19 protein-coding genes are annotated in these 21,389 nt (G+C 59.7%); 12 read left to right on the top strand and 7 right to left on the bottom strand.

All coding sequences use genetic code 11. From position 1 onward, the window contains the following. Positions 1 to 44 precede the first annotated feature (44 nt). Together ACA043_RS26950 and ACA043_RS26945 are read right to left on the bottom strand one after the other, a co-directional pair. A complete protein-coding gene (locus tag ACA043_RS26950; protein ID WP_497658216.1) occupies positions 45 to 809 on the bottom strand; it encodes a TOBE domain-containing protein in 765 nt (254 codons plus the stop codon). Positions 810 to 999: 190 nt separating this feature from the next. Further along, positions 1,000 to 1,740 carry a ComFC family protein gene (locus tag ACA043_RS26945; protein WP_401268158.1) on the bottom strand — a complete coding sequence of 247 codons (741 nt, stop codon included), beginning with the start codon at positions 1,738 to 1,740 and terminating at the stop codon, positions 1,000 to 1,002. A gap of 91 nt (positions 1,741 to 1,831) precedes the next feature. Here ACA043_RS26945 and bioB point away from each other — a divergent pair, with 91 nt between their 5' ends. From bioB to ACA043_RS26895, 10 genes are all read left to right on the top strand, one after another. Beyond that, complete coding sequence (gene bioB / locus ACA043_RS26940; protein WP_064388191.1) at positions 1,832 to 2,887, top strand: biotin synthase BioB; 1,056 nt, start codon at positions 1,832 to 1,834, stop codon at positions 2,885 to 2,887. 138 nt (positions 2,888 to 3,025) lie between these two features. Continuing rightward, positions 3,026 to 4,204, top strand: a complete 1,179-nt coding sequence (bioF, locus tag ACA043_RS26935; protein ID WP_497658215.1) for an 8-amino-7-oxononanoate synthase — start codon at positions 3,026 to 3,028, stop codon at positions 4,202 to 4,204. Further along, complete coding sequence (locus ACA043_RS26930) at positions 4,197 to 4,928, top strand: alpha/beta fold hydrolase (protein ID WP_497658214.1); 732 nt, start codon at positions 4,197 to 4,199, stop codon at positions 4,926 to 4,928. The genes bioF and ACA043_RS26930 overlap by 8 nt, the downstream gene beginning before the upstream one ends. Continuing rightward, on the top strand, positions 4,921 to 5,733 hold the full coding sequence (gene bioC / locus ACA043_RS26925) for a malonyl-ACP O-methyltransferase BioC (protein ID WP_489879381.1): 813 nt from the start codon (positions 4,921 to 4,923) through the stop codon (positions 5,731 to 5,733). Before ACA043_RS26930 ends, bioC begins: the two co-directional genes overlap by 8 nt. Continuing rightward, positions 5,730 to 6,410 carry a dethiobiotin synthase gene (gene bioD, locus ACA043_RS26920; protein ID WP_187680789.1) on the top strand — a complete coding sequence of 227 codons (681 nt, stop codon included), beginning with the start codon at positions 5,730 to 5,732 and terminating at the stop codon, positions 6,408 to 6,410. Before bioC ends, bioD begins: the two co-directional genes overlap by 4 nt. A 108-nt stretch (positions 6,411 to 6,518) precedes the next feature. After that, on the top strand, positions 6,519 to 6,815 hold the full coding sequence (locus ACA043_RS26915; protein WP_489879382.1) for a pyrroloquinoline quinone biosynthesis protein PqqE: 297 nt from the start codon (positions 6,519 to 6,521) through the stop codon (positions 6,813 to 6,815). Positions 6,816 to 7,092: 277 nt separating this feature from the next. Then, the gene (locus ACA043_RS26910) at positions 7,093 to 8,898 is read left to right on the top strand and encodes a phenylacyl-CoA dehydrogenase (RefSeq protein WP_187680791.1); all 1,806 of its coding nucleotides are present in this window, start codon (positions 7,093 to 7,095) and stop codon (positions 8,896 to 8,898) included. Positions 8,899 to 9,120: 222 nt separating this feature from the next. Beyond that, the gene (locus ACA043_RS26905) at positions 9,121 to 10,410 is read left to right on the top strand and encodes a GGDEF domain-containing protein (protein WP_187680792.1); all 1,290 of its coding nucleotides are present in this window, start codon (positions 9,121 to 9,123) and stop codon (positions 10,408 to 10,410) included. A gap of 90 nt (positions 10,411 to 10,500) precedes the next feature. Beyond that, positions 10,501 to 12,297: an acyl-CoA dehydrogenase C-terminal domain-containing protein gene (locus tag ACA043_RS26900; protein WP_497658213.1), complete on the top strand. Its 1,797-nt coding sequence runs from the start codon at positions 10,501 to 10,503 to the stop codon at positions 12,295 to 12,297. A gap of 210 nt (positions 12,298 to 12,507) precedes the next feature. Beyond that, the gene (locus tag ACA043_RS26895; protein WP_497615477.1) at positions 12,508 to 14,286 is read left to right on the top strand and encodes an acyl-CoA dehydrogenase C-terminal domain-containing protein; all 1,779 of its coding nucleotides are present in this window, start codon (positions 12,508 to 12,510) and stop codon (positions 14,284 to 14,286) included. A gap of 227 nt (positions 14,287 to 14,513) precedes the next feature. Here the strand turns inward: ACA043_RS26895 and ACA043_RS26890 are convergent, their stop codons facing one another. Then, on the bottom strand, positions 14,514 to 15,443 hold the full coding sequence (locus ACA043_RS26890) for a LysR family transcriptional regulator (protein ID WP_187680795.1): 930 nt from the start codon (positions 15,441 to 15,443) through the stop codon (positions 14,514 to 14,516). Between the two features lie 169 nt (positions 15,444 to 15,612). Between ACA043_RS26890 and ACA043_RS26885 the strand changes: the two genes are divergently transcribed. Then, positions 15,613 to 16,896 carry an aspartate aminotransferase family protein gene (locus ACA043_RS26885; protein ID WP_497658212.1) on the top strand — a complete coding sequence of 428 codons (1,284 nt, stop codon included), beginning with the start codon at positions 15,613 to 15,615 and terminating at the stop codon, positions 16,894 to 16,896. A gap of 196 nt (positions 16,897 to 17,092) precedes the next feature. Next, positions 17,093 to 17,251, top strand: a complete 159-nt coding sequence (locus tag ACA043_RS26880) for a YqaE/Pmp3 family membrane protein (protein WP_003228885.1) — start codon at positions 17,093 to 17,095, stop codon at positions 17,249 to 17,251. Positions 17,252 to 17,361: 110 nt separating this feature from the next. Here the strand turns inward: ACA043_RS26880 and ACA043_RS26875 are convergent, their stop codons facing one another. Genes ACA043_RS26875 through pqqC form a run of 4 tightly spaced genes read right to left on the bottom strand, consistent with a single transcriptional unit; the run spans position 17,362 to position 21,304 of the window. Beyond that, positions 17,362 to 19,170 carry a S9 family peptidase gene (locus ACA043_RS26875; protein ID WP_497658211.1) on the bottom strand — a complete coding sequence of 603 codons (1,809 nt, stop codon included), beginning with the start codon at positions 19,168 to 19,170 and terminating at the stop codon, positions 17,362 to 17,364. Then, a complete protein-coding gene (pqqE, locus tag ACA043_RS26870) occupies positions 19,136 to 20,308 on the bottom strand; it encodes a pyrroloquinoline quinone biosynthesis protein PqqE (RefSeq protein WP_497658210.1) in 1,173 nt (390 codons plus the stop codon). Before pqqE ends, ACA043_RS26875 begins: the two co-directional genes overlap by 35 nt. Next, positions 20,280 to 20,555 carry a pyrroloquinoline quinone biosynthesis peptide chaperone PqqD gene (gene pqqD / locus ACA043_RS26865; protein ID WP_497615474.1) on the bottom strand — a complete coding sequence of 92 codons (276 nt, stop codon included), beginning with the start codon at positions 20,553 to 20,555 and terminating at the stop codon, positions 20,280 to 20,282. The genes pqqE and pqqD overlap by 29 nt, the downstream gene beginning before the upstream one ends. Beyond that, complete coding sequence (pqqC, locus tag ACA043_RS26860; RefSeq protein ID WP_497615473.1) at positions 20,552 to 21,304, bottom strand: pyrroloquinoline-quinone synthase PqqC; 753 nt, start codon at positions 21,302 to 21,304, stop codon at positions 20,552 to 20,554. Before pqqC ends, pqqD begins: the two co-directional genes overlap by 4 nt. Positions 21,305 to 21,389: the final 85 nt, after the last annotated feature.

Genomic DNA, 21,389 nt, shown 5'->3' with positions numbered 1-21,389 from the left:
AGCTACCTTAATGAGCGTCGATGACGCTTTCGTTGCAGGGCAGATTAAAGCGGTGTGCCGATCAGCATGTTGGACGGCGAAAACTGCACCTGCACCGGTTGTTCGACGGTCAGCCCGCGAGTGCGCAAATCGATCGGCTCGGCCAGCGCGCAGAGAGTGTGGCCGTTGGGCAGGGAGATACGCACTTCGCTGGGGCCGTCTTCAGCGTCGAGAATCGCTTCGATGGTGCCCTTGAGAAGATTGTGTCCGGACGTTGCCGGTTGATCGCTGGCGAGCAATTCGAGCCAGCCGGCCTTGATCAGCGCCACCACTTCGGTGCCGGTTTGTAGCTCCAGATGCAGGGTGCTGTCGTGGGTGATCTGCGCGTCAAGGCACAGGCCCTCGGCCAGTTGCAGGCGAATCAGGTCATTGCGCCCCTGGCTTTCGATCGCCACGACTTTGCCGTGCAACTGGTTGCGCGCGCTTGTGCGCAGCATCAAACGACCGAGCAGATCGAGGTCGCTGGCATCTTCAGCCGCTTCCAGCACTTGGGCCTGCAAGGCTTGCAGCTTTTGATAGAGGCGCAACACCCGCTCGCCTTCGCTGGAGAGTCTGGCGCCGCCGCCGCCCTTGCCGCCGACCGCACGTTCGACCAGCGGTTTCTGCGCGAGGTTGTTCAGCTCATCGATAGCGTCCCACGCCGCTTTGTAACTCAGGCCTGCGCTTTTCGCAGCACGGGTGATCGAGCCCTGTTCGGCGATATGTTGCAACAGGGCAATACGCTGCGGACGGCGGACGATGTGCTGGGACAACAGGGTGGGCAGGGACATGGCGGGGGGCTTTGAACTCGGGTAGTGGAGAAGGAAGTTGGCTGCTTGGAACGCGAGAGTCAAGTCGTGCGCAAATCGCTGTGGGAGCGAGCTTGCTCGCGAAGGCGGTGTGCCATTCAACATTGATCTTGAATGTGCTGGCCTCTTCGCGAGCAAGCTCGCTCCCACAGGTTTTTGTAGTGTCCTTGGGTCAGGTGGCATCACCCGGTTTTGGAGTGCGCGCCAGGCAATACACGTCGACTCTTGCAGCGCCCGCATCCCTTAGCAATCGAGCGAGAGCGCGGGTGGTCGCTCCAGTGGTCAGCACATCATCAATCAACGCCAGATGCCGGCCTTTGACGTCTGCATCCGGCGCCAGGGCGAAGGCACTACGCAGATTTTGCTTGCGCGCCTTGGCATCGAGTTCCTGCTGGGCGTTGGTGTCCTTGATTCTTCGCAGTACGTTTTCCTCGCACGGCAAATCCAACTGCCGGCTCAACCACCGCGCCAACATCGCCGCTTGATTGAACCCACGCTGACGCAGACGTTTGCTGGCCAGTGGCACCGGCAACAACATATCCGGGCGCGGCAAATCTTCATCGAAGCGATATAGCAGGTATTGTCCGAGAACGTCGGCGAGCAGGTGACCAAACGGCCATTTTGCGTTGTGTTTAAAACGCGTAATCAAACTGTCCACCGGGAAGCTATAAAGCCAGGGCACGGCGACCTGTTCGAACGCCGGCGGCTCTAGCAGGCACTCGCCACAGGTCAGGCCCGCTGCGGGAAGTGGCAGGGCGCAGGTCTGACAGTGGTCGCCGAGCCAGGGCAATTCGGTTTCACAGGGGACGCAGATTGGCGTTTCTGCATCTACCGGTTCATCGCACAGCAAACAGGTCTGTACGTTTTTTAAACAGATGTAAACCTGTCCTTCGTATCGTGGTTGACAGCGCATGACTCTTCCTTAAATATGCCGAACATCCGTGTAGCGCCTGTGGGTATTCCGTTTACCCACACGCCAGCCAAGCATAACCAAGGAATTACCCATGAGCGCGAGCACCACCGCCACCCTGCGTCACGATTGGTCATTGGCCGAAGTCAAAGCACTCTTCGTACAGCCATTCAACGACTTGCTGTTTCAGGCACAGACGGTGCACCGCGCCCATTTCAACGCCAACCGCGTTCAGGTTTCCACACTGCTATCGATCAAGACCGGCGCCTGCCCGGAAGACTGCAAATACTGTCCGCAGTCCGGTCACTACAACACTGGCCTGGAAAAAGAAAAGTTGATGGAAGTGCAGAAAGTCCTCGAAGAGGCTGCCCGCGCCAAAGCCATCGGCTCGACCCGTTTCTGCATGGGCGCGGCGTGGAAACATCCGTCGGCCAAAGACATGCCTTACGTGCTGAAGATGGTTGAAGGCGTGAAAGCCATGGGCCTGGAAACCTGCATGACCCTCGGACGTCTCGATCAGGACCAGACCGAAGCGCTGGCCAAGGCCGGTCTTGATTACTACAACCACAACCTCGACACCTCGCCTGAGTTCTACGGCAGCATCATCACCACCCGCACTTACAGCGAGCGCCTGCAAACCCTGGCCTACGTGCGTGAATCGGGGATGAAGATCTGCTCCGGCGGCATCCTCGGCATGGGCGAGTCGCTCGATGACCGCGCCAATCTGCTGATCCAGTTGGCCAACCTGCCGGAGCATCCGGAATCGGTGCCGATCAACATGCTGGTGAAAGTCGCCGGTACGCCGCTGGAAAATGCCGAAGACATCGACCCGTTCGACTTCATCCGCATGCTCGCCGTGGCGCGCATCCTCATGCCGCAATCCCATGTGCGCCTGTCCGCCGGCCGCGAAGCGATGAACGAACAAATGCAAGCCCTGGCGTTTTTCGCCGGTGCCAACTCGATTTTCTACGGCGACAAGTTGCTGACCACCGCCAACCCGCAGGCGGACAAGGACATGCAACTGTTCGCGCGCCTGGGCATTCAACCGGAAGCCCGCGAAGAACATGCCGATGAAGTGCATCAGGCTGCCATCGAGCAGGCGTTGGTGGAGCAGAAGAGCAGCGAGCAGTTCTACAACGCCGCGGTGTGAATTTTTTGATGCGATACAAACCCCTGTAGGAGCTGCCGCAGGCTGCGATCTTTTGATCTGGTTTTAAAAACCAAAGTCAAAAGATCGCAGCCTGCGGCAGCTCCTACAGGAGGATATTTTTCAAATTGTGAGGCCTGCATGTCTTTCGAACTCGCCGCACGCCTTGCTGCCCGCCGTGCCGAAAATCTCTACCGGCAGCGGCCGCTGCTCGAATCCCCCCAAGGACCTGAAGTAGTGGTCGACGGTCAGCCGTTGCTGGCGTTCTGCAATAACGACTACCTGGGCCTGGCCAATCACCCGCAAGTCATCGAAGCCTGGCGCGCCGGAGCCGAACGCTGGGGTGTGGGTGGTGGTGCGTCGCATCTGGTGATCGGCCACAGCGGCCCGCATCACGCCTTGGAAGAAGCGCTGGCCGATCTCACCGGTCGCCCGCGTGCGCTGCTGTTTACCACCGGTTACATGGCCAACCTCGGCGCGGTCACGGCGCTGGTCGGGCAGGGCGACACGGTGCTGGAAGACCGGCTCAATCACGCTTCGTTGCTCGATGCAGGGTTGTTGTCCGGCGCGCGTTTCAATCGTTACCTGCACAACGATGCCGACAGTCTGGCCAAGCGCCTGGAGAAAGCCACCGGCAATACATTAGTGGTCACCGACGGCGTGTTCAGCATGGACGGCGATATTGCCGATTTGCCGGCGCTGGCCCGTGAGGCCAAGGCCAAAGGCGCGTGGCTGATGGTCGACGATGCCCATGGTTTCGGCCCGCTGGGCGCCAATGGCGGTGGCATCGTCGAGCACTTCGGCTTGAGCCAGGACGATGTGCCGGTGCTGGTCGGCACCCTCGGCAAAGCCTTCGGCACGGCCGGCGCGTTTGTCGCCGGCAGTGAAGAGCTGATCGAAAGCCTGATCCAGTTCGCTCGGCCCTACATCTACACCACCAGCCAGCCGCCGGCACTGGCCTGCGCAACGCTGAAAAGCCTTGAGTTGCTGCGCAGCGAACACTGGCGACGCGAGCATTTGCAGACGTTGATCCGCCAGTTCCGCCACGGCGCCGAACAGATCGGTCTGGAGCTGATGGACAGCTTCACGCCGATCCAGCCGATCATGATCGGCGACGCTGGTCGCGCGGTGCGTCTGTCGCAAATGCTGCGTGAGCGTGGGCTGATGGTCACTGCAATCCGTCCGCCTACCGTACCCGCTGGCAGTGCACGACTGCGGGTGACCCTGACCGCTGCCCACAGCGAGGCGCAGGTACAGCTATTGTTGGAAGGACTGGCCGATTGCTTTGCGCAACTGTCATCGGAGCCAAGCCATGCGTGATCGCCTGATTCTGCTGCCCGGCTGGGGCCTCGGTGTTTCGCCGATGGAACCCTTGGCCGCCGCATTGCAAGGCCTCGACGAACACCTGCATGTCGAGATAGAGCGGTTGCCGGAGCTCGACTCCAGTGACCTGCGAGACTGGCTCGATGAGCTCGACGAGCGCATTGCTCAAGACGCGTGGCTCGGCGGTTGGTCGCTGGGTGGCATGCTCGCCTCCGAATTGGCGGCGCGTCGGGGCGATCGGTGCTGCGGTTTGCTGACGCTGGCGAGTAATCCTTCTTTTGTCGCCCACGAACAATGGCCGAGCGCGATGCCCGGCGAGACATTCGATGCGTTTCTTGCCGGATGTACAGCTGATCCCCGGATGACCCTCAAACGATTTTCTTTGCTGTGTGCCCAAGGCGCGCAAGACCCGCGTGGCTTGTCACGGCTGTTACTTGGCGCTGCTCCCAGTGCTGCGCCGGCAACATTGATGGCGGGGCTGGAGCTGCTCGCGCAACTGGACACGCGCGAAGCCCTGCAGGCGTTTCGCGGCCCGCAGTTGCATCTGTTCGCCGGGCAGGACGGATTGGTGCCCGCAGAGGCTGCAGGCGAATTGTTCGCCCTGTTGCCGGATATCGAAATTGGTCTGATCGAACAGGCCAGCCATGCGTTTCTTCTGGAAGACCCCCATGGAGTGGCGGGTGCAATCCAGGCTTTTTTACATGAGTGCGGTGATGACTGATTTGTCCCTTGTTGCGCTGCCCGGTGGCTTGCCTGACAAGCGCCAGGTCGCGGCCTCTTTCTCCCGCGCGGCGGCCAGCTACGACAGTGTCGCCGAGTTGCAACGTGATGTCGGTACACAGTTGCTGCAGCGCTTGCCGATGGATTTTGTACCGGCGCGTTGGCTGGATATGGGTTGCGGCACCGGTTATTTCACTCGCACATTGGCCGAGCATTTTGCCGATGGACAAGGGCTGGCGCTGGATATCGCCGAGGGCATGCTTGACCACGCCCGTCCGTTGGGCGGCGCTGAGCATTTCATCGCCGGTGATGCGGAACGTCTGCCGTTGCAGGATTCGACCTGCGATTTGATCTTCTCCAGCTTGGCGGTGCAGTGGTGTGCGGATTTTGATGCGGTGCTCAGCGAAGCTTTTCGCGTGCTGAAACCGGGCGGTGTTTTCGCGTTTGCTAGTCTTTGTGTTGGAACGTTGTACGAATTGCGTGACAGCTGGCGTCAGGTCGATGGCCTGGTACACGTCAACCGCTTCCGCGAGTTCGCCCGTTATGAACAGTTGTGTGCGGCCAGTGGTTTGCGCACAGTGAGTCTGGAGAAGCAGGCGCATGTGCTGCATTACCCCGATGTGCGCAGTCTGACCCATGAATTGAAGGCATTGGGTGCGCACAATCTGAACCCCGGGCGCCCGGGTGGATTGACCGGGCGGGCGCGGATTCTGGGACTGGTCGAGGCTTACGAGCAATTCCGTCAGGCACAGGGACTGCCGGCGACTTATCAAGTGGTTTATGCCGTGTTGGAGAAACCCGTATGAGCGCAGCCTATTTCATCACCGGAACGGACACCGACGTCGGCAAAACCACCGTCGCTGCTGGATTACTGCACGCGGCGCGCTCGGCAGGCTTGAGTACAGCGGCGGGCAAACCGGTCGCCTCCGGTTGCGAAGTCACGCCTAAAGGATTGCGCAACGCTGATGCGTTGGCGCTGTTGGCCGAGTGCTCATTGCCACTGAGTTATCAACAGGTCAATCCGGTGGCGTTCGAACCGGCGATTGCGCCGCATCTGGCGGCGCGCGAGGCGGGTGTCGCGCTGACGGTGCAATCGTTGTTGGCGCCGATGCGCGAGATTCTGGCGATGAATGCCGATTTCACTTTGATCGAAGGGGCGGGCGGCTGGCGGGTGCCGCTGGCGGATCAGGATAATCTTTCGGATCTGGCCATTGCGCTGAAGCTGCCGGTGATTCTGGTGGTCGGCGTGCGGTTGGGTTGTATCAGTCATGCGCTGCTGACGGCCGAGGCGATTGCCCGGGATGGCCTGCAACTGGCGGGGTGGGTGGCGAATATCATCGATCCGAAGACATCGCGACTGGAGGAAAACCTGGCAACACTGGCCGAGCGGATTCCGGCGCCTTGCCTGGGGCGGGTGCCGAAATTGAAAGCGATGAGCGCTGAGGCCGTGGCTGAACATTTGCAATTGGATCTGCTCGACTAAGCTTTTAACTATGAACAGGCACTGTGCCATTAGTGTTTTTGACGGGTGTTTTTCTGGCGCCTCTGGTTCAATGGCGGCAATTGATCCTTCCCAAGGATGAGAACTGTTATGGAAATCTCCGGTAACACAGCTTTTTATGCGGGTTTGAGCTCCATTCAGACCGGGCAGAATCGTGTCGATCAGGCAGCCAGCCAGATCGCCAATAACACCATCGAACGTTCAGTCACCAGCCAGTCTTCCGAAGTACAGGTTGATCGTCTGCGTGGCGTGGATCGCAGCCAGCAGTCAGATTTGGCCAGTAACATGGCCGAGATGTCTCAGGGCAAGATTCAGGCAGAGCTGGGTGTGAAAGTCGCCAAAGCATCCGATGAAATGCTTGGCACGATTATCGACACCTTCGCCTGATTTTTTAAGCTCCGTGCATGTTAAACGCCGCGCCTTGTCGCGGCGTTTTTCGTTCTAAGTCCTTCTCTCTCAACTAATCTTTATTTATCGCCCCGTGGCTCGTTCGAGCCCATGGCGGTTTGTTGTGTCCGGCGTTTGAAAAATGCGATGACGAACGGCAAAAGATCGACGCTTGACAAGATTTCGGCGTAAACGTATGTTTCAAACAACTGTTTGACCGTCACAACAAATCAACACGGTCGTTCATTCCCGGTTACATCAGCAGAGGTTTATCGCTATGCCTGACTACAAGGCCCCCTTGCGTGATATTCGCTTCGTTCGTGACGAACTGCTCGGCTACGAAGCGCACTATCAGAGCCTCCCGGCTTGCGCAGACGCAACTCCGGACATGGTTGACGCCATTCTCGAAGAAGGCGCCAAGTTTTGTGAGCAGGTACTGGCGCCGCTGAACCGCGTGGGCGACATCGAAGGGTGCACCTGGAGCGAGTCCGGCGTGAAAACCCCGACTGGCTTCAAAGAGGCTTACAAGCAATTCGTTGAAGGCGGCTGGCCAAGCCTTGCCCATGACGTCGAGCACGGCGGTCAAGGTCTGCCTGAGTCGCTGGGTCTGGCGGTCAGCGAAATGGTTGGCGAAGCCAACTGGTCGTGGGGCATGTACCCAGGCCTGTCGCACGGCGCGATGAACACCATTTCCGAGCACGGCACCCCTGAGCAGCAAGAAGCCTATCTGACCAAACTGGTTTCCGGCGAGTGGACCGGCACCATGTGCCTGACCGAACCGCACTGCGGCACCGACCTGGGCATGCTGCGCACCAAGGCCGAACCTCAGGCCGACGGTTCCTACAAAGTTTCCGGCACCAAGATCTTCATCTCGGCCGGTGAACACGACATGGCCGACAACATCGTCCACATCGTACTGGCCCGCCTGCCGGACGCACCGGCTGGCACCAAAGGCATTTCCCTGTTCATCGTTCCAAAGTTCATGCCGAATGCCGATGGTACCGTTGGTGCGCGCAATGCTGTGACCTGCGGTTCGCTGGAACACAAGATGGGCATCCACGGCAACGCTACTTGCGTGATGAACTTCGACGGCGCCACCGGTTACCTGATCGGCCCGGCGAACAAAGGTCTGAACTGCATGTTCACCTTTATGAACACCGCACGTCTGGGCACCGCGCTGCAAGGTCTGGCCCACGCCGAAATCGGCTTCCAGGGCGGCCTGAAATACGCTCGCGATCGTCTGCAAATGCGCTCCCTGACTGGCCCGAAAGCGCCGGACAAAGCCGCTGACCCGATCATCGTGCACCCTGACGTACGCCGCATGCTGTTGACCATGAAGGCATTCGCCGAAGGCAACCGTGCGATGGTGTACTTCACCGCCAAACAGGTCGATATCGTCAAATACGGCGTGGACGAAGAAGAGAAGAAGAAAGCCGACGCACTGCTGGCCTTCATGACTCCAATCGCCAAAGCGTTCATGACCGAAGTCGGTTTCGAAGCCGCCAACCACGGCGTACAGATCTACGGCGGCCACGGCTTCATCGCCGAGTGGGGCATGGAGCAGAACGTCCGCGACAGCCGCATTTCGATGCTGTACGAAGGCACCACCGGCATTCAGGCACTCGACCTGCTTGGCCGTAAGGTGTTGATGACTCAAGGCGAGGCTCTGAAAGGCTTCACCAAGATCGTCCACAAGTTCTGCCAGACCAACGAAGGCAACGAAGCCGTCCAGGAATTCGTTACTCCGCTGGCTGCACTGAACAAAGAATGGGGCGAGCTGACCATGAAGGTCGGTATGGCTGCCATGAAAGATCGCGAAGAAGTCGGCGCGGCCTCCGTGGACTACCTGATGTACTCCGGTTACGCCTGCCTGGCCTACTTCTGGGCCGACATGGCGCGTCTGGCAGCCGAGAAGCTGGCAGAAGGCACTGGCGATGCGGCGTTTTACACCGCCAAGCTGCAAACTGCGCGCTTCTACTTCCAGCGCATCCTGCCGCGTACCCGTACACACGTGGCAACCATGCTGTCAGGCGCCAACAACCTGATGGACATGAAAGAAGAAGACTTCGCACTGGGCTACTAAGTCCCAGGGAGGTTTTCACAGCCGCTGTTCCTTCGGGGACAGCGGCTTTTTCATGCCTGATGAAAAATTGTTTAAGCGATGAAAATTCCCCACTAAAACGCTAAGAAAAGCGGTTTTCCTGCCGTTAAAGAGGCTTCGATGTGACGCACGTCACACCGCATGTGCTTAACTGCTCAAAATGCAGGCACAATGCCATCTTTTGCCGGGTCGGAGTCCTACCCCTTGCCGCGTTCTTCCGCTGTACGTTTCAGCCATTTCATACCTTCACTGCTGTTGTTGCTCGCGGGGTTGGCGGCTGCGTACGTCAAAGACCTCAACGTGTTTTTCACGTCCCTGTTTAACGTACTGCCCACTCTGGTGCTGCTGTTGGGTGGCGCTTACTGCGCGGTTTACCGACGTCAGCGCGAACTGTTTCTGATGCTCACGGTGTACATCGCCTACTTTCTGCTCGATACCCAGACCGACTATTACCGCGACAACGGCAAAGTGCGCGAAGACGCCGCCGTGGTGTTCCATCTCGTCTGTCTGCTGCTGCCGTTGTTATTCGGGTTATTCGCCGCGTGGCAGGAGCGTACCCACCTGTTTCAAGACATGGTCGCCCGGTTTGCCGTGCTGCTGGCGTTCGGCAGCGTGGCGCTGGGGCTTGAGCAAAGTTACCCACAGGCGCTGCTGATGTGGCTTTCGGAGATCCGCTGGCCGGCGCTGCACGGCGCATGGATGAGCCTGATCCAGTTGTCTTATCCCGTTTTTATCTCGGCATTCCTGCTGTTGGCGTGGCAATACTGGCGCAACCCGCGTCCGTTGCACGCGGCGCAATTGGTCGGGTTGCTCGGCGTGTTCTGGATGCTGCCGAAAACCTTCATCCTGCCGTTTACCCTGAACATCATGTGCAGCCAGGTGATGTTGATGATCGCCGCCGCCGTTGCACACGAGGCTTATCAAATGGCCTTCCGCGACGAACTCACCGGTCTGCCGGGACGTCGCGCGCTCAACGAACGCATGCAGCGTCTGGGCCGCAACTATGTGCTGGCGATGAGTGATGTCGATCACTTCAAGAAATTCAACGACACCCACGGCCACGATGTCGGTGACCAGGTGCTGCGTCTGGTCGCCAGCAAACTCTCCAAAATCAGCGGAGGCGGTAGGGCGTATCGCTATGGCGGTGAGGAATTCGCCCTGGTGTTTGCAGGCAAAACCCTTGAGGAGTGCATGCCGCACTTGGAGGTAATCCGCGAGTCGATCGCGTCCTACAACATTCAACTGCGCAACCAGGAAAACCGCCCGCAGGACGATCAGCAAGGTCGTCAGCGTCGCGCAGGCTCCGGCGCTTCCAGCGTTTCGGTCACGGTCAGTATCGGCGTCGCCGAACGGATAGAGCAGCGCAACCCCGAACAAGTCCTCAAGTCCGCGGACGAGGCGCTCTACAGCGCCAAGGGCGCGGGGCGTAACTGCGTGGTGGCGTTCGGGCAAAACCGCCGTGGCGCGGTGCGCATGGACTCCGCCGCAGGTTGAGTGATGACGGCGCATTCAGCGTCTGGACAGTGATTGTGGGGCGTGGTGCCCGGCAGTAGGTTGGAGAAATCTGCTGACGGAGAAGCCACCATGCCCGACTACAAAGCTCCCCTGCGCGACATGCGCTTTCTGATCGACCACGTCTTCGACTTCCACGGCAACTACGCTGCCCTCGGCGCCCACGACGCCAGCCCGGACATGATCAACGCGATCCTCGAAGAGGGCGCCAAGTTTTGTGAGAACGTTCTGGCACCGCTCAATCGTAGCGGTGACGAAGAGGGCTGCCATTTCGACAACGGTGTGGTGACAACGCCTACAGGCTTCAAGCAAGCCTTCGCACAATATGTCGAGGGTGGCTGGCATGGTTTGGCAGCGGATCCGACCTACGGTGGCCAAGGTCTGCCGAGTTCGCTGGGGCTGGTGATCAGCGAAATGGTCGGCTCCAGTAACACCTCCTGGGGCATGTACCCAGGGCTGACCCACGGCGCGATGTCGGCGATCCACGCCCACGGCACCGAAGATCAGAAAATCACTTACCTGAGCAAACTCACGGCCGGTCAATGGACCGGCACCATGTGCCTGACCGAAGCCCATTGCGGCACTGATCTGGGCATCATCAAGACCCGCGCCGTGCCTCAAGCCGACGGCAGTTACGCGATCACCGGCAGCAAGATTTTCATCTCTGCCGGCGAGCACGACATGAGCGACAACATTATCCATCTGGTATTGGCCAAGCTGCCGGACGCGCCGGCGGGCACCAAGGGGATTTCACTGTTCATCGTGCCGAAATACCTCCCGGATGCTGTGGGCGAGGCGGGTGAACGCAACGGCGTTTCCTGTGGTTCGATCGAACACAAGATGGGCATCAAGGCTTCAGCTACTTGCGTGTTGAACTTCGACGGCGCCAAAGGATTTCTGATCGGCGAGCCGAATAAAGGCCTGAACTGCATGTTCACCATGATGAACCACGCGCGGCTCGGCACCGGCATGCAGGGTTTGTGTCTGGGTGAAGCGAGTTTCCAGGGCGCGATCAAATACGCCAACGACCGTTTGCAGATGCGTGCCCTGACCGGTGCCAAAGCCCCGGATAAACCGGCCGACCCAATCATCGTTCACCCCGACGTGCGGCGCATGCTGCTGACCATGAAAGCCTTCAACGAAGGCAACCGCGCGCTGACTTACTTTACCGCTCAACTGCTCGATACCGCGCACCTGAACAGTGATGCCGATGCGCGTCAGGAGGCCGAAGACTTGCTGGCGTTCCTCACGCCGATCTGCAAGGCCTTCATGACCGACACCGGGCTGGAAGTGACCAACCACGGCATGCAGGTGTTCGGCGGGCATGGCTTCATTCGTGAATGGGGCATGGAACAGTTGGTTCGCGATTGTCGGATTGCGCCGATCTACGAAGGCACCAACGGTATTCAGGCGCTTGATCTGCTCGGGCGCAAAGTGCTCGGCAGTCAGGGCAAGCTGCTGCGCGGTTTCACCAAAATCGTCCACAAGTTCTGCGCGGCGAATGCCGGGCATGCGCAACTAGGCAGTTTTGTTACGCAGCTCAACGACCTCAACCAGCAGTGGGGCGACCTGACCATGAAGGTCGGCATGGCGGCGATGAAGAATCCGGACGAAGTCGGTGCCGCATCGGTGGATTACCTGATGTACAGCGGCTACATCATCCTCGGTTATCTGTGGTTGCGCATGGCGCTGGTGGCGCAGGCGCAACTGGAGGCGGGCGAGGGCGATGGGGATTTCTGTCGGGGCAAACTGGCGACGTGCGAGTTTTACTTCAAGCGGTTGCTGCCAAGAACGGCTGCGCACCGTGCGGCGATTGAGGCGGGGAGTGATTGCTTGATGAAGCTGCCGGCCGAAATGTTTGCGCTTTAAGGAAGATCAAAAGATCGCAGCCTGCGGCAGCTCCTACACGGGATCGCGTTTTACCTGTAGGAGCTGGCGAAGGCTGCGATTTTTCTGGTGACTAAAAATAACAAATCAGTCACCGGTTGACCCTATGTGTCGCAAAAGTTGTTGGGGTACACTCGGCCTCAATGAAAACACCCTTCCACGAATACCTGTTTAGATCTTGCGAGGTTTGCCATGGCTGACTACAAAGCGCCGCTGCGCGATATGCGCTTCGTCCTCAATGAAGTGTTCGAAGTCGCCAAACTCTGGGCCGAACTGCCGGCGCTGGCCGAGACTGTCGACGCCGAGACCGTTGAAGCGATTCTCGAAGAGGCCGGCAAGGTCACCAGCAAAAGCATCGCGCCCCTGAGCCGTGCGGCAGACGAAGAAGGTTGCCGCTGGGCCGACGGAGCCGTCACCACGCCGGCCGGTTTCCCACAGGCTTATCAGACTTACGCTGAAGGCGGTTGGGTCGGTGTTGGCGGTGATCCGCAATACGGTGGCATGGGCATGCCCAAAGCCGTTTCGGCCCAGGTCGAAGAAATGGTCAACTCCGCCAGCCTGTCCTTCGGTCTGTACCCGATGCTGACTGCCGGCGCCTGCCTGTCGATCAACGCCCACGCCAGCGAAGAGCTGAAAGCCGCGTACCTGCCGAACATGTACGCCGGCGTCTGGGCCGGTTCCATGTGCCTGACCGAGCCGCACGCCGGCACCGACCTGGGCATTATTCGCACCAAGGCCGAGCCTCAGGCCGATGGTTCCTACAAGGTCAGCGGCACCAAGATCTTCATCACTGGTGGCGAACACGACCTTACGGAAAACATCATTCATCTGGTTTTGGCCAAGCTGCCTGACGCACCGGCCGGCCCGAAAGGTATTTCGCTGTTCCTGGTGCCGAAGTTCATGGTCAATGCCGACGGCAGCCTGGGCGCGCGCAATCCGGCGAATTGCGGTTCTATCGAACACAAGATGGGTATCCAGGCTTCCGCCACCTGCGTGATGAACTTCGACGAAGCCGTCGGTTATCTGGTTGGTGAGCCGAACAAAGGTCTCGCCGCGATGTTCACCATGATGAACTACGAGCGTCTGGGCGTCGGCATTCAGGGCCTGGCCACTGGCGAGCGCTCCTATCAGAACGCCGTCGAATACGCGCGCGACCGTCTGCAAAGCCGTTCGCCAACTGGCGCACAGAACAAAGACAAAGTCGCTGACCCGATCATCGTCCACCCGGACGTGCGGCGCATGCTGCTGACCATGAAGGCCTCGAACGAAGGTGGCCGTGCGTTCTCCACTTACGTGGCGATGCAACTCGACACCGCCAAGTTCAGCGAAGACGCGACCACGCGTAAGCGTGCTGAAGATCTGGTCGCCTTGCTGACGCCGGTGGCCAAGGCGTTCCTGACCGATCTGGGTCTGGAAACCACCGTCCACGGCCAGCAGATTTTCGGCGGCCACGGTTACATCCGCGAGTGGGGCCAAGAGCAATTGGTGCGTGACGTGCGCATCACGCAGATCTATGAGGGCACCAACGGTATTCAGGCGCTGGACTTGGTGGGGCGCAAGATCGTCGGCAGCGGCGGCGCGTACTATCAACTGTTCGCCGACGAGATCCGCCACTTCACCGCTACGGCGAGTGCTGATCTGGGTGAATTCACCAAGCCGCTGAACGACGCTGTCGATACCCTCGACGAGTTGACGGCGTGGCTGCTGGATCGGGCGAAAAACAATCCGAACGAAATCGGCGCAGCCTCGGTCGAATATTTGCAAGCGTTTGGTTACACCGCTTATGCCTACATGTGGGCACTGATGGCCAAAGCCGCGTTCGGCAAGGAATCGCAGGAAGATTTCTATGCCAGCAAGCTCGGCACCGCGCGCTTCTATTTCGCCCGTCTGCTGCCGCGCATTCACTCGTTGAGCGCGTCGGTGAAGGCTGGTAGCGAGTCGTTGTTCCTTCTGGATGCAGCGCAATTCTGATGCGATGACGTGATGTAAGCATTCGCTTACATCACGTGCTGCTGTTCTCCCATATGCGCGGATTGGATCCACGGCTAATCTACATTTCATGGACGTCGCGCAGGAAGCGCAAAGCAACAACAGGGACACGTAGGATTCTGCCAGGGTGGCGGAGTGAAATGGATGTCAGGGAAACAGTCTGCAAAGCCCCGCTTCGGCGGGGTTTTCTTTTGTTTGCAGAAAAGTTTTCAGGCCCGGGAATCCAGCGGCGGCGCGCCCTTGAGCGGTTTCTCTTCGCGCCCCATCACTTCTTCCAGCAATGTCCGCAGCAACGCCAAAGACGCCTGCTGACGTTGTACGTCGCGACACACCAAGCCCACCTTCAGCGGTACCCGTGGTTCGCTCAACGGTTTCCAGAGCAAATCCTCATCGTCGTATTCTTTTTGCGATTGGCCGGGCAGCACTGTTGCCAGTTTGGTGTGCGGCAAACTGTCGAGAATCCCCACCATATTGTTCAGCTCTGCCTGCACCTGCGGGCGCCGACCGAGGCTGGTCAATTGAGCCTGCCAGATCTGGCGAATCTGAAACTCTTCTCCGAGCAGCAACATCGGCAATTCGGCAGCCTGTCGGATCGAGACTTTCTTGAATTCACGCAACGGATGATCCGCCGGGATGACCAGCGTGAGCTCATCTTCATACAGCAGCACACCATGCAGCCCGGGCTGACGCGGCGGCAGATAGCTGATGCCGATATCCAGTGAGCCATTGAGCAGGCGCCGCTCGATCTCCAGTCCTGTCAGTTCATAGATCTGCACAACCAGATGCGGTTGCGCCTTGCGCACCCGCTCAAGCATTTGCGGGACGAGGCTGGTGTGCACCGTTTGCAGCACACCGATTGCCAACGTGCGCAGTGCCTGGCCCTTGAAGTTGCCCAACGCCTCCCGGGCCCGTTGCAAACCATCGAGCAAAGGCAACGCGTGGTTGTACAACGTATGGGCGGCGAGGGTCGGCAGAAGGCGTTTGCTGCTGCGTTCGAACAGAGTGACATCGAGGTTCTGTTCGAGCTGGCGGATCTGCTGCGAGAGTGCCGGTTGCGAGATCGACAGGCGTTCGGCGGCCCGCCCGACATGACCTTCTTCGTAGACCGCGACGAAATAACGCAGTTGTTTGAAATCCATAAGTAATGCTTATCGAAAATGCTGGGAAATCGAAATGGCCCGGAGCCGTCAGTGAGCCTAGTCTAACCGCATTCACAAGGCTTACAGGGCCAGAGAGCGCGATGAATAGCGTTTGCTTCGACAGTGTTTGCATAGGCAGTTCAAAAAACCTCAATGGAGGTTTTTTCCAATGAATCTGTTCAGTTTGCGCCGCCCGGTGCCGAGTCTGGAGGACCTCGCTTTCGAGGCCGATCAGCCTGCTGCTGGTGACAGCCTGAACGCCGAGCGGCTGATGCCCAGCGTCGAGCGGCCGCAGCAGGTCTTCGTCCGTGGGCAGGGCTCCTGGCTGTGGGACAGCAACGACCGCGCTTATCTCGACTTCTCCCAGGCCGGCGGCGCCAATAGTCTCGGTCACAGCCCTTCGGCGCTGGTCAAAGCCATCGCCAGTCAGGCCCAGGCGCTGATCAATCCGGGTTTCAATCTGCACAATCGCGGCATGCTCAGCCTCGCCGAACGCCTGTGTGCGAGCACCTCCAGCGATCAGGCTTATCTGCTCAACAGCGGCAGCGAAGCCTGTGAAGCGGCGATCAAACTGGCGCGCAAGTGGGGTCAACTGCATCGCGGCGGCGCCTCGCGGATCATCGTTGCGAAGCAGGGCTGCCACGGCCGTAGTCTGGCGACGATCTCGGCGTCGGACAGTGCGAACCTGCCCAACCGCTTCGCGCCGTTGTTGCCTGGCTTCGATCTGGTGCCGTTCAACGATTTGCCGGCAATGCATGCTGCAGTGGATGCGCAAACCGTAGCGATCATGCTTGAACCGATCCAGAGCGATGCCGGCGTCATTCCCGCCACCGAGCATTACCTCAAAGGCGTCGAGCGTTTGTGCCGTGAGCTGGGCATCCTGTTGATCCTCGACGAAGTGCAGACCGGCATCGGGCGATGCGGCACCTTGCTCGCGGAACAGTCCTACGGTGTACACGCCGATATCGTCGTGCTCGGCAAAGGTCTCGGAGGTGGCGTGCCATTGGCGGCGCTGCTGGCGCGAGGCAAGGCGTGTTGTTTCGACGCCGGCGAACTGGGTGGCACCCATCACGGCAATGCGCTGATGACAGCTGCAGGGTTGGTGGTGCTCGACAGCGTGCAGGACCGGACTTTTCTCGAACAGGTTAGAGAAAACGGCCAGCACCTGTGCGAAGGTCTGGCGCGATTGGCCCACCGCTATGGCCACGGTGAACTGCGCGGTCAAGGCCTGTTCTGGGGACTGAGCCTGTCAGACGACTCTGCAGCTGCTGTCATCAATGCCGCACTGCACGAAGGCCTGCTGCTCAACGCCCCGCAAGCCAACTGCCTGCGTTTCACCCCGGCACTCACCGTCAGCAAAACCAATATCGATGAAATGCTCCTGCGTCTGGCCCGCGCCTTTTCCCGCGTGCGCACTGCGCAACTGCAATGCCGTAAAGGGATTGCCGTCTGATCCGAAACGTCCCACCCGAATTGAAGAACCGTCTCGCGGTATAACGCACGCCCCACGCCTGATTCTTTTGGCGTGGGGCGTTTTTTTGTGTGGGGTAGTGGCGAACAAATGGCGATAGCACTGAACCCTGACGAACGGCAAATGTCGATTAGCTTGTATGGCTCAAGCGAGCCAACCCCCAATCAGGAGCTGACCCATGGATTTCATTCGTATCATCATCGCCATTCTGTTGCCGCCACTGGGTGTGTTTCTGCAGGTCGGGTTCGGCGGGGCGTTTTGGCTGAACATTCTGCTGACGTTGTGTGGCTACATTCCGGGGATCGTGCATGCGGTGTACATCATCGCCAAGCGCTGAGTCCTGCAGCGCCAGGTAGGTTGCCTTCGCGAGCAGGCTCGCTCCCACACTGGATCTGTGTCGTTCACAAATCCCCTGTGGGAGCGAGCCTGCTCGCGAACGGGACACCGCTAATTCTGTGTCAACGTTAGCCCCATCACCCGCCGATAAAACAACCACTCCTGTTCCAGCGCATGCGCCTGATTCACCGCGCGGCGGAAGCCGTGGCGTTCATCGGCGTAGTAATGCGCCTCGACCGGAATGCCGTTCTGCTCCAGCGCCGTGACCATGTCGCGGGTCTGTTGCGGTACGACGACGGCATCCAGTTCACCCTGAAAGAAAATCACCGGCACGCGAATATTGCTCGCGTGCAATAGCGGAGTGCGGGCGGCGTAACGTTCGGCGTCTTGCTCGGGATCGCCGATCAGCCAGTCGAGGTAGTCGCCTTCAAACTTGTGCGTGGCTCGAGCAAGGGCTACCGGATCGCTGACGCCATAAAGGCTGGCGCCCGCACGAAACACCTGATGGAACGCCAGGGCGCACAGCGTCGTGTAACCGCCCGCGCTGCCGCCCCGAATAAATGCGCGATCACCATCGACCATGCCACGCTCTGCGAGATACGCCACCACCGCGCAGGCATCTTCGACGTCGACGTCACCCCAGCTCAAATGCAACGCCTGTCGATAGTCGCGGCCATAACCGCTGCTGCCGCGATAGTTGAGGTCGGCCACGGCGAAGCCGCGTTGCGTCCAGTACTGGATGCGCGGGTCGAGCAGCGGGTAACAGGCTGAAGTCGGGCCGCCATGAATGAACACCACCAGCGGCGGTTTCGCCTCGCCGCTCATGGCCGGATAAAAGAACCCGTGGGCCTCGCCCGCAACGCTGGGGTAACGCAGGGTTTGCGGGCGGCTGATGCGTTCGGCGGGCAACGGTGCAACACCGCCGGCCAGCACTTTGACTGCGCGGGATACGCGATCAATGGCGATCACCGCTGAAGGACTGATCGGCGACGCGGCGATGCAATAGATGAATTGCTGATCCAGTGCCAGATGACGAAAGCGGCTGTAGTCGCCGGTAAAGTCTTCGCCGTCGAGCGCCAAACGCCCAAAACCACCCTCGCTCCAACTGGCCAGGTAAGACTCACCAACGGGCAGCCAGGTGCAACCGCCTAGCTGCCAAGGCGCGGGTGCATGATCGGCTTCAGCACTTGGCAAAGGCTGAAGGCCATTCGATGTATCAATCCACGGTTGCCAGAATCCGCCACGATCGGTCAGACAATACAAACGGCCTTCAGCATCGAAACGCGGCTGTTGAATGGACTCCTCAAATTGTTCGCCCGCCACGCAACGGGGCGCCGAAAAATCACCTTCGGCCACCATCAACCGGGTCGACGTCCAGGGCTGATGCGGGCGGCTCCACTCGATCCACGCCAGACGCTGGCCATCAGGACTTACCGTCGGTGCGGCGTAAAAGTCCGCCCCTTCGGCCAGCAGATGACGCTTGCCGTCAGCCAGATCAATCGCCACCAGCCGATGCGTGTCGTGTTGTTCCTCAACCGCCAACACCTGGCCATCGGCAAAATGCAGATCGCCATAACGGCACTCGCCCGACGTCAGCGCCTCAGGCTCGCCATCCAGCGTTTGCCGATACAGTTGCTGATCCGCCTCGCCGACGAAAACTACCCCGTCAGGCGTCAGACAAAACGCGCCACCGCCATATTCGTACACCCGACTGCGCACGCTGAAACCGGCCGGCGTCAGACATTTCGCCACGCCGTCACGCCAGTGCCAGATCCGGCACGCGGCATCTTCGGGACGATATTCATTCCAGAACAAACCGTTGGCACCGAGCTGCAGTTCGGCGAAATCCATCCCGGCGGCGACGGCTTGAGCGGCGCTGAAAGGCTCAGCCTTTAGCGATGAGGCGTGAGTTTCGTTCATTACGGAAGGCCAGTTGTTCGATGGTTTGAGTAGCGTGTTCGGCTTCCTCGCGGGCCTTGAGAATCACGCCGTGCTGTTCGGATTTGCTGCACACCGGGTCAGCGTTGCTCGCGTCCCCCGTGAGCATGAACGCCTGGCAGCGACAGCCGCCGAAGTCCTTTTCTTTCTCGTCGCAGGAGCGGCAAGGCTCGGGCATCCAGTCGTAACCGCGAAAGCGGTTGAAGCCGAACGAGTCGTACCAGATGTGCTGCATGCTGTGGTCGCGCACGTTGGGAAATTGCACGGGCAGCTGTCGGGCGCCATGACAGGGCAGGGCAGTGCCGTCCGGGGTGACTGTCAGAAAGATGCTGCCCCAGCCGTTCATGCAGGCTTTCGGGCGTTCTTCGTAGTAGTCCGGGGTGACGAAAATCAGCTTGCACGGATGCCCTTCGGCTTCCAGTTTGGCGCGGTATTCGTTGGTGATACGTTCGGCGCGCACCAGTTGTTCCTTGGTCGGCAACAGACCGACTCGGTTGAGCTGCGCCCAGCCGTAGAACTGGCAGGTGGCGAGTTCGACGAAATCTGCCTCGAGCGCAATGCACAGCTCGATGATGCGGTCGATCTTGTCGATGTTGTGCCGATGAGTGACGAAGTTCAGCACCATCGGATAGCCATGGGCCTTTACCGCGCGAGCCATTTCCAGCTTCTGCGCGAAAGCCTTTTTCGAGCCGGCGAGCAGGTTGTTCACTTGCTCGTCACTGGCTTGGAAACTGATCTGGATGTGATCGAGACCCGCCTTCTTGAAGTCACTGATTTTCTGCTCGGTGAGGCCGATGCCCGAGGTGATCAGGTTGGTGTAAAACCCGAGCTTGCGCGCCTCGCCGATCAGTTCAGCGAGATCCTGGCGCACCAGCGGCTCACCACCGGAAAAGCCCAGTTGCGCCGCGCCCATCTCCCGCGCCTCGCGGAATACCTTGATCCACTGCTCGGTGCTCAGCTCTTTGCCCTGCTCGGCAAAATCCAGCGGATTGGAGCAGTACGGGCATTGCAGCGGGCAGCGGTAGGTCAGCTCGGCGAGCAACCACAGCGGCAGGCCGACCTCAGGCTTGGGCGGCACTTTTTCCGATGAATCAGGCAAGTTCGATCCAGTGCTGCGCACGGGCAACCTCCATGAATTGCTCGATGTCTTCACCGAGTTCAGGCACGCCGGGGAACTGTTTGTCGAGTTCGGCAATGATCGCCGCGACATCGCGCTCACCGTCGATCAAACCGCCGATCAGCGCAGCGCTTTCGTTTAGTTTGATCATGCCTTCGGGGTACAGCAGCACGTGGCCTTTTTGCGCCGGTTCGTACTGGTAACGGTAGCCGGTACGCCAGGTCGGGGACTTGCTGCGATCGAAACTCATAAGGTGATTCCTTTATGCCAGACCCGTTGTTCGGTCACGCTGTGATACGGAGGGCGGTTCAGCTCGTAGGCCATGCTCATGGCGTCGAGCATGCTCCAAAGGATGTCCAGTTTGAACTGGAGAATTTCCAGCATGCGCTCCTGGCCATCGCGCGTCTTGTAGTGCTCCAGCGTGATCGCCAAGCCATGCTCGACATCGCGGCGCGCCTGACCGAGGCGGGTGCGGAAATATTCGTAACCGGCCGGGTCGATCCACGGGTAATGCTGCGGCCAGCTATCGAGGCGCGACTGGTGGATCTGCGGCGCGAACAGTTCGGTCAACGAGCTGCTGGCAGCTTCCTGCCAACTGGCGCGGCGGGCGAAGTTGACGTAGGCATCGACGGCGAAGCGTACGCCGGGCAGCACCAGTTCCTGGGAGCGCAATTGATCCGGGTCGAGGCCGACCGCTTGACCCAGGCGCAGCCAGGCTTCGATGCCGCCGTCTTCACCCGGGGCGCCGTCGTGGTCGAGCAAGCGCTGAATCCACTCGCGACGGATTTCGCGATCCGGGCAGTTGGCGAGGATCGCCGCGTCTTTCAGGGGAATGTTCACCTGATAGTAGAAGCGGTTGGCGACCCAGCCCTGAATCTGTTCGCGGGTGGCGCGGCCCTGATACATCGCCACGTGGTACGGGTGATGGATGTGGTAGTAGGCGCCTTTGGCGCGCAGGGCCGCTTCGAATTCGGCGGGGGACATCGGTTGGTCGGTCATTGCGGTTCTCCGGGGAACAACCGTTGGAATCACTTGTGTCTATTCGGACGTCATCGCTGGCGAGCCAGCTCCCACAGTTTTTGTG

The organism is Pseudomonas sp. LBUM1648, assembly GCF_059716145.1.
Note: the sequence above shows the minus strand (reverse complement) of the source record. Positions and strands in the feature narration are given on the sequence as shown.

Excerpts from the sequence above, each read along its gene's own strand:
- ACA043_RS26945 (WP_401268158.1), bottom strand. The coding sequence starts at position 1,740 with ATGCGCTGTCAACCACGATACGAAGGACAGGTTTACATCTGTTTAAAA.
- ACA043_RS26950 (WP_497658216.1), bottom strand. The coding sequence starts at position 809 with ATGTCCCTGCCCACCCTGTTGTCCCAGCACATCGTCCGCCGTCCGCAG.
- ACA043_RS26880 (WP_003228885.1), top strand. The coding sequence starts at position 17,093 with ATGGATTTCATTCGTATCATCATCGCCATTCTGTTGCCGCCACTGGGT.
- bioC (WP_489879381.1), top strand. The coding sequence starts at position 4,921 with ATGACTGATTTGTCCCTTGTTGCGCTGCCCGGTGGCTTGCCTGACAAG.
- ACA043_RS26895 (WP_497615477.1), top strand. The coding sequence starts at position 12,508 with ATGGCTGACTACAAAGCGCCGCTGCGCGATATGCGCTTCGTCCTCAAT.
- bioD (WP_187680789.1), top strand. The coding sequence starts at position 5,730 with ATGAGCGCAGCCTATTTCATCACCGGAACGGACACCGACGTCGGCAAA.
- ACA043_RS26900 (WP_497658213.1), top strand. The coding sequence starts at position 10,501 with ATGCCCGACTACAAAGCTCCCCTGCGCGACATGCGCTTTCTGATCGAC.
- pqqC (WP_497615473.1), bottom strand. The coding sequence starts at position 21,304 with ATGACCGACCAACCGATGTCCCCCGCCGAATTCGAAGCGGCCCTGCGC.
- ACA043_RS26890 (WP_187680795.1), bottom strand. The coding sequence starts at position 15,443 with ATGGATTTCAAACAACTGCGTTATTTCGTCGCGGTCTACGAAGAAGGT.
- pqqD (WP_497615474.1), bottom strand. The coding sequence starts at position 20,555 with ATGAGTTTCGATCGCAGCAAGTCCCCGACCTGGCGTACCGGCTACCGT.
- ACA043_RS26885 (WP_497658212.1), top strand. The coding sequence starts at position 15,613 with ATGAATCTGTTCAGTTTGCGCCGCCCGGTGCCGAGTCTGGAGGACCTC.
- bioB (WP_064388191.1), top strand. The coding sequence starts at position 1,832 with ATGAGCGCGAGCACCACCGCCACCCTGCGTCACGATTGGTCATTGGCC.
- ACA043_RS26915 (WP_489879382.1), top strand. The coding sequence starts at position 6,519 with ATGGAAATCTCCGGTAACACAGCTTTTTATGCGGGTTTGAGCTCCATT.
- ACA043_RS26910 (WP_187680791.1), top strand. The coding sequence starts at position 7,093 with ATGCCTGACTACAAGGCCCCCTTGCGTGATATTCGCTTCGTTCGTGAC.
- ACA043_RS26875 (WP_497658211.1), bottom strand. The coding sequence starts at position 19,170 with ATGAACGAAACTCACGCCTCATCGCTAAAGGCTGAGCCTTTCAGCGCC.
- bioF (WP_497658215.1), top strand. The coding sequence starts at position 3,026 with ATGTCTTTCGAACTCGCCGCACGCCTTGCTGCCCGCCGTGCCGAAAAT.
- ACA043_RS26930 (WP_497658214.1), top strand. The coding sequence starts at position 4,197 with ATGCGTGATCGCCTGATTCTGCTGCCCGGCTGGGGCCTCGGTGTTTCG.